Source organism: Amycolatopsis rhizosphaerae (assembly GCF_007713715.1).
Classification (GTDB): Bacteria; Actinomycetota; Actinomycetes; order Mycobacteriales; family Pseudonocardiaceae; genus Amycolatopsis_E; species Amycolatopsis_E rhizosphaerae.
Map to the genome: position 1 here is coordinate 1 of NZ_VJWX01000446.1, position 5,864 is coordinate 5,864.

General features: G+C 69.4%; 6 protein-coding genes. 3 read left to right on the top strand and 3 right to left on the bottom strand.

Features of this window, described 5'->3' with window-relative positions; genetic code table 11:
* Window positions 1-109 precede the first annotated feature (109 nt).
* Complete coding sequence (locus FNH05_RS30120; RefSeq protein WP_144592240.1) at window positions 110-661, top strand: SigE family RNA polymerase sigma factor; 552 nt, start codon at window positions 110-112, stop codon at window positions 659-661.
* Between the two features lie 2 nt (window positions 662-663).
* Window positions 664-1,023 carry a hypothetical protein gene (locus FNH05_RS30125; protein WP_144592241.1) on the top strand — a complete coding sequence of 120 codons (360 nt, stop codon included), beginning with the start codon at window positions 664-666 and terminating at the stop codon, window positions 1,021-1,023.
* A 10-nt stretch (window positions 1,024-1,033) separates the two neighbouring features.
* Here FNH05_RS30125 and FNH05_RS38380 read toward each other — a convergent pair whose 3' ends face one another.
* Window positions 1,034-1,201, bottom strand: a complete 168-nt coding sequence (locus FNH05_RS38380) for a hypothetical protein (protein WP_186382809.1) — start codon at window positions 1,199-1,201, stop codon at window positions 1,034-1,036.
* A gap of 98 nt (window positions 1,202-1,299) precedes the next feature.
* On the bottom strand, window positions 1,300-2,586 hold the full coding sequence (locus FNH05_RS30130) for an MFS transporter (RefSeq protein WP_222426748.1): 1,287 nt from the start codon (window positions 2,584-2,586) through the stop codon (window positions 1,300-1,302).
* A 233-nt stretch (window positions 2,587-2,819) separates the two neighbouring features.
* Here FNH05_RS30130 and FNH05_RS30135 point away from each other — a divergent pair, with 233 nt between their 5' ends.
* A complete protein-coding gene (locus FNH05_RS30135) occupies window positions 2,820-3,413 on the top strand; it encodes a PaaI family thioesterase (RefSeq protein ID WP_186382808.1) in 594 nt (197 codons plus the stop codon).
* A 45-nt stretch (window positions 3,414-3,458) separates the two neighbouring features.
* On the opposite strand, the gene FNH05_RS30140 is transcribed toward FNH05_RS30135, so the two are convergent.
* Window positions 3,459-5,864 (bottom strand): serine/threonine-protein kinase (locus FNH05_RS30140; protein ID WP_425458502.1); only part of this gene is annotated, 2,406 nt, incomplete at its 5' end.

The window sequence follows — 5,864 nt, forward strand, 5'->3', positions numbered from 1 at the left end:
ACCTCGTACGCGTCCACCCCGGTACCCGCGACCTCGTACGCGTCCACCCCGGTACCCACGACCTCGCAGGCGGCCCCCATGCCGACCACCATGCCGCAGCCGACCACGCGTGGCCACTGACCGAAGCGGACCCGGGCGGACTTCGTCGTGGGACGACGAGTTCGCCCGGTTCTTCGGCGAGCGGGCACATTCCCTGCGGGCGACGGCCTACCTGCTGTGCGGGGACTGGCATCACGCCGAAGACATCACCCAGGCCGCGCTGCTCAAGCTCTACCTCGCCTGGCCCAGGCTCGATCACCGGGACGCTCTCGACGCCTACGCGCGCAAGACGGTGCTGCGCACCTTCCTGGCCGAACGGCGACGGCCATGGCGTCGCCGGGAACAGCCGGCCGAAACCCTGCCCGAAACGGGCACCGAGCCAGGAGGGCCGGAGCAGCGCCTCCTTGTGCTGAAAGCGCTCTCGGCGGTGCCGCCGAAACAGCGCGCGGTACTGGTTCTGCGGTACTGGCATGACCTGAGCGTCGAAGAGACGGCCGCCGAACTGGGCTGTTCCACCGGAAACGTGAAAAGCCAGAGCGCGCGGGGGCTGGCCACCCTCCGGCAGCGGCTCGGCCCCCAGTTCCACGAGATCCTCGAAGCCACCACCGGGAAGGGGAGGTGACCATGTCCGATCCCGAGATCCACCGGCTGCTGGCGTCCACCGGCGCCGGGCAGGGACCGCCACTGGGCATCGACGCCTCCGGGATCATCCGGCGCGGTCACCTCGTCCGCCGTAAGCGCAAGCGTTTCGCCGTGTTAGGCAGTGCCGTGGCGACCGGGGGCGCGGTGATCACGATCGCCGCCCTGCTGGCCGCGGGACGACCGCCTGAACCGCTACCGGTCCAGCCCGCCGTCCCCGCCCCGATGATGACCAGCTCGGTGCCCCGCCCATTGGCGACCACCGAGCATGAATCACCTCCGAACGGCCCTTCGCCCGTCACCAGTACCGCCGTCGGCACCACCACCGTGCCACAGACCCGTTGAGCGGATCCGCTCAGAGCACGTGACCGTCCACTTCGGATGCCCGGTTCCTGCTCGGCCGGTCCGGTTCCGCGGACGGACCTTCGTCGAGCACCGCGGGTACCGGGGTCATCTGCTGGGTCATGTCGTCGAGCAGGCGAGCGGCCTCCGCCACTCCCGCCGATTCCGTCCTGTCGCTCATTCGCCGCTCTCCTCCCGTGCGGTGCCCCCTATCTTGCCGCCACCGCCGGTACCCCTCAACGCGAGGGACCGCGCCCGGGCGGGGCGCGGTCCACCGCGTCAGCGCGCCTCGGCGCGAGCCGCCTCGGGCACGCCCTGCACCTCGATGCGCGCCATCGGCACCCGCGCGGTCTCCGGGATCCGGAGGATCGGGACCAGCGCGATCCCGGCGGCGAGCATCAGGTAGAACGCGGGCCAGTCCCCGTTGCCGGTGGCGTGGATCAACGCCGTGACGATCACGCCGCAGGTTCCGCCGAACAGCGAGGTCGACACGTTGTACCCGATGGCGAAGGACCCGTAGCGCACGCGCGTGGGGAACATGGCCGGGAACGTCGAGCCGATCACCGCGAGCATCAGCACCAGCAGCAGCGCCACCACGCCGAAACCCACCACCAGCAGGGCGATGTTGCCGCTCTGCATCAGCTTGATACACGGGTAGCTCAACACGATGTAGCCCACCGCCGCGGTGATGAGCAGGGGCTTGCGGCCGATGCGGTCGGACAGCGCCCCGAGCGGTGCGATCAGCGCCAACTGCACGACCTCCACCCCGATCACGATCATCGTCGCGGTGTTGTCGTTGATGTGCAGCGTGTCGGTGAAGTACGTGGGCATGGTGGTCAGCAGCATGTAGTCGGCGACGTTGAGCAGGAGCACGATGCCGACCAGGTTGAGGATCATCCGCCAGTTGCGGACCAGAGTTTCCTTCAGCGGCGCCTTTTCCGCCTTCTCGCCCGCCTTTTCCAGGCGCCGGAACTCGGGCGTGTCCTCGAGTTTCGAGCGCAGGTACAGGCCGACCAGGCCCAGCGGCAGCGCGACGAAGAACGGGATCCGCCACGCCCAGCTTTCCACCTGCTGCGCGGTGAACGACAGCGTCACCAGCAGCACCACGGTATTGCCCAGCACATATCCGATGAGGGTGCCGATTTCCAGGAAACTGCCGAAGAATCCGCGCCGCCGGGTCGGCGCGTATTCGGCGATGAAGGTTGCCGCCCCGCCGTACTCACCCCCGGTGGAAAAGCCCTGCACCAGCCTCAGCAGCAGGACCAGCACCGGAGCGGCCACGCCGATCGCGTATCCGCCCGCGTAGGTCGGGAGGCAGCCGACCAGGAAGGTGCAGCCGGACATGAGCAGGATGGTGATCGCCAGCACCCGCTGGCGGCCGATCTTGTCGCCCAGCGGGCCGAAGAACGCCCCGCCGAACGGCCGGACCACGAAACCGATCGCGACCAGCGCGAGTGATTTCAGCACCGCGTTGTGGTCCCCCGGAAAGAAAACCGTGCCGATCGTGGTGGCGATCGCCCCCGAGGTGAACACACCGTAGTCGTACCATTCGGTTGCGTTACCCATCGCGGAGGCGATGACCGCGCGTTTCACCGTTCTCTGGTCGATTTCCCCTACTTGAGCCGCTGCTTCCGTCATACGCCCCGACCTCCTCCTCGCGTTTCGTGCCAGCGATCAAGATGGTGACCATAGTGGCCCACCGTGTCATTGGTGGTAATTTTCCTTCCAATCGTGCTCTCTGTCTCCTCAAAGGCGGGGTGGCACGGGGCATTCCGGGCAGGCCGAGTTACTTTGGTCCGATGAGCGAGGCATCTCAGAAGCGCAGGCCGGCGCCGCCCTGGCCCCCGGTGGCCACCGAACGGCCGGGGACGCATCCCGACGCGCCCGGCCCGGGCACCAAGCTGGAGATGCACTACGAGGAGTGCTTCGGCTGCGGCGAACTGGACAGCGGCCTGCACCTGAAGTCGACGGTGGGCGAGCAGGCACACGTGCATTCGCAGTTCACCGTCACCGAGGCCCATCAGGGCGCGCCGGGCCTTGCCCACGGCGGCCTGCTGGCCTGCGCGTTCGACGAAGCGCTCGGCGCCACGGTGGGGAACCTGCTACGCAAGCCCGCGGTGACCGGCAAGCTGGAAACGGATTTCGTCCGGCCGGTCCCGGTCGGTTCGACCCTGTTCATCACCGCCCGCCTCGACGGCGTGGCCGGACGCAAGATCTATGCCAGCGCCGAGGGACACCTGGGTGCGGAGGACGGTCCGGTCGCGGTCCGCGCCCGCGCCCTGTTCGTCGAGGTCGGCTTCGAACACTTCACCACGCATGGCGACCCGAACGCGCTGGACAAGTTCCGCCGCACCCACGACCGTCCGCGCGGTGACTGGGACATCAACCCGTAGCGAGCGGTTCGGGCACTTCCTCCAAAAGTGCCCGAACCTCCGGTTTCAGGTGAGCGTGCGGGGACGGATCGCGTTGGCCCGGTCGACCAGCGCGATGCGGTCCTCCGCGGTGTGCGAGAGCCGGGCCAGCGTGCGGTAACACCGCTCGAGGCCGAAACGCACGTCCCGCTCGGACAGCGTGCAACCGAGCACCGTGGTCGGCGTCCGGTACCCCGCCGGGGCCGACCTGACCCACTGGAACGCCGCTTCCAGTACCTCGGCCGACAGCCGGGTCCGGCGCTCCGCGTCCAGGACCAGGCGCTCCAGGCGCGCCCCCGCCTCGGCGAGATCGGCCTCGGTCAGCGAGCCGTCGCCGGCCACCTGCGTCTTGATCTTGATCGCCGCCACCTGCGCCGCCACGTAGTGCGTGGACGACGACGGCACCGACTCGAGCACCTCGACCGCGCTGGCTCGCGCGCCCTGCGCGAGGTACACGCGCGCCAGCCCGAAGGCCGCGCTCACATACGAACGGTCCGTGCGCCACACCAGCTCGTAGAGCCGGGAAGCGGCGAAATAGTCACGAACTCCCTCCGCGCTGACCGCCAGCGCGAGCTTCGGCGCGATCTCGCCGGGCAGATCGTCGTACACCGCTTCGAAGGCGACCTGGGCGACCCGCTGCCGTCCGCCGGCGAGTTCGATGAGCCCGCGGTGCCAGTCGATCCGCCAGTCGTGCGGGTAGCCCGCCCGGATGGCCAGGTACTGCGCGGCCTGCAACTGGCGGTTCGCTTCGGCCAGTTCGCCCAGCTCGATCCGGGCCCGCACGATGCGCAACCGCACCTCGATGGACTCCCGGGGCGCTCCCGCCAGCGCGTCGATGGCGCCCTGCGGGTCGAGCGCGGTGGTCGTGGCCAGCACACCGGCCGCCGGGTCGCTGGTGTCCACCTGCGGAATGGGCAGGCCCGCCACCACCTCCAGCGGGTCGGGCAGCGGGACGGGCTTGCCCGGCTCGGGGACCACGATGTCCACCCCGAAGGTGTTGGTCTCCGGACCGAACACAGTGGACACACCGGGACGCGCTTTCCCGGTTCCCATGGCCATGATCTCGCGCAGTACCCCGGCGAGCTGGTCGGCCATGTCCTCCGCGGTGATGAACCGGCGGTCCGGATCGCGGTGGGTGGCGCGCTTGAGGAACCGGTGGTAGGAACCGAACAGCTTGAACAGCGGCACCTCGTCCGGCGAGGGCAGCGCGTCCTTGTACTTGGTGGTGTAGCCGTTGAACTCGAAGCTCAGCACCGCCAGCGTGCGGCCCACGGTGTAGAGGTCCGACGCCACGGAGGCGCCGTGCGTGGCCAGTTCCGGGGCGGCGTAGCCGGTGGTGAAGAACAGCGGGCTCGAATAGTCGTCGAGACGGCGCACCGCACCCATGTCGATCAGCTTGAGCTGCTCGTGGGTCTGGATCACGTTGTCCGGTTTGAGGTCGCAGTACAGCAGGCCCTGGCTGTGCAGGTAGCCGAGCGCGGGCAGGATCTCCAGTCCGTAGGCGATCACCTGGGCGATCGGCAGCGGTTCCGGCCGCCCGGCCTGCTTGTAGTGCGCCAGCGCGAGTTGCCGCAGCGACTGACCGCCGACGTACTCCATCACGATGTAGCCGACGGAGTGCCCGGTCTTGGGGTCCGGATGCTGCACGAAGTTGTAGATCTTGACGATGTTCGGGTGTTCGACCTCGGCCAGGAACCGGGTTTCGTTCACCGCGGCGGCGAGCGCGGTCGCGTCCCCGGTGTCGATCAGTCCTTTGAGGACGACCCAGCGGTCGTTGACGTTGTGGTCCTGAGCGAGGTAGATCCAGCCGAGACCACCGTAGGCGAGCGCGCCGAGCACTTCGTACTGGCCGCCGACGAGATCGTGCGGGCGGAGTTTGGGCAGGAACGAGTACGGCGTGCCGCACTTCTCGCACAGGCCCTCGGGTCCGCTGTCGCCGCGTCCGACCTTGGCCGAGCAGTTGCTGCAGTACCGCTTCTCTTCGGAGACCACGGGGTTGGCGAGCACCGCGGAAGCCGGGTCGCGGTAGGGCACCGGTGGGACCTCCACCAGACCCGCACCGAGGCGCCCCCGGCGCGAGGTGCGGCGGCCGCTGCGCCGCCCGGTGCCCGGATGCGCCCCGGTGCCCGTTCCGGTGCCGGTCCCAGGGCCCGTTCCGGTGCCCGTCCCCGTGCCCGGATGCATGCCCTCGCTGGTTCGTTCCGGCAGCACGCTTTCGGTGCCGGGATCGGGCAGTTCCACCCCGGTGCCGGGAGAAACCCGGGGAGCGGGCGGCATGATGCTCTGGGTCGGCGGCGCCGGTGCGGCGAGCACGCTGGTCGGCTGCGGTCCCGGGGGTTGCTGCTGCTGCCGCGGTGCCGCCGGAACCTGCGGACCGGGCCGCGCACCCATGCGTGCTTCCTGGGCAGACAGCACAGGGGGTCCGGGTGGCGT

Bases quoted from the DNA above. Each gene is read 5' to 3' on its own strand.
- FNH05_RS30125 (WP_144592241.1), top strand. From the start codon at position 664: ATGTCCGATCCCGAGATCCACCGGCTGCTGGCGTCCACCGGCGCCGGG.
- FNH05_RS38380 (WP_186382809.1), bottom strand. From the start codon at position 1,201: ATGAGCGACAGGACGGAATCGGCGGGAGTGGCGGAGGCCGCTCGCCTG.
- FNH05_RS30130 (WP_222426748.1), bottom strand. From the start codon at position 2,586: ATGGGTAACGCAACCGAATGGTACGACTACGGTGTGTTCACCTCGGGG.
- FNH05_RS30135 (WP_186382808.1), top strand. From the start codon at position 2,820: ATGAGCGAGGCATCTCAGAAGCGCAGGCCGGCGCCGCCCTGGCCCCCG.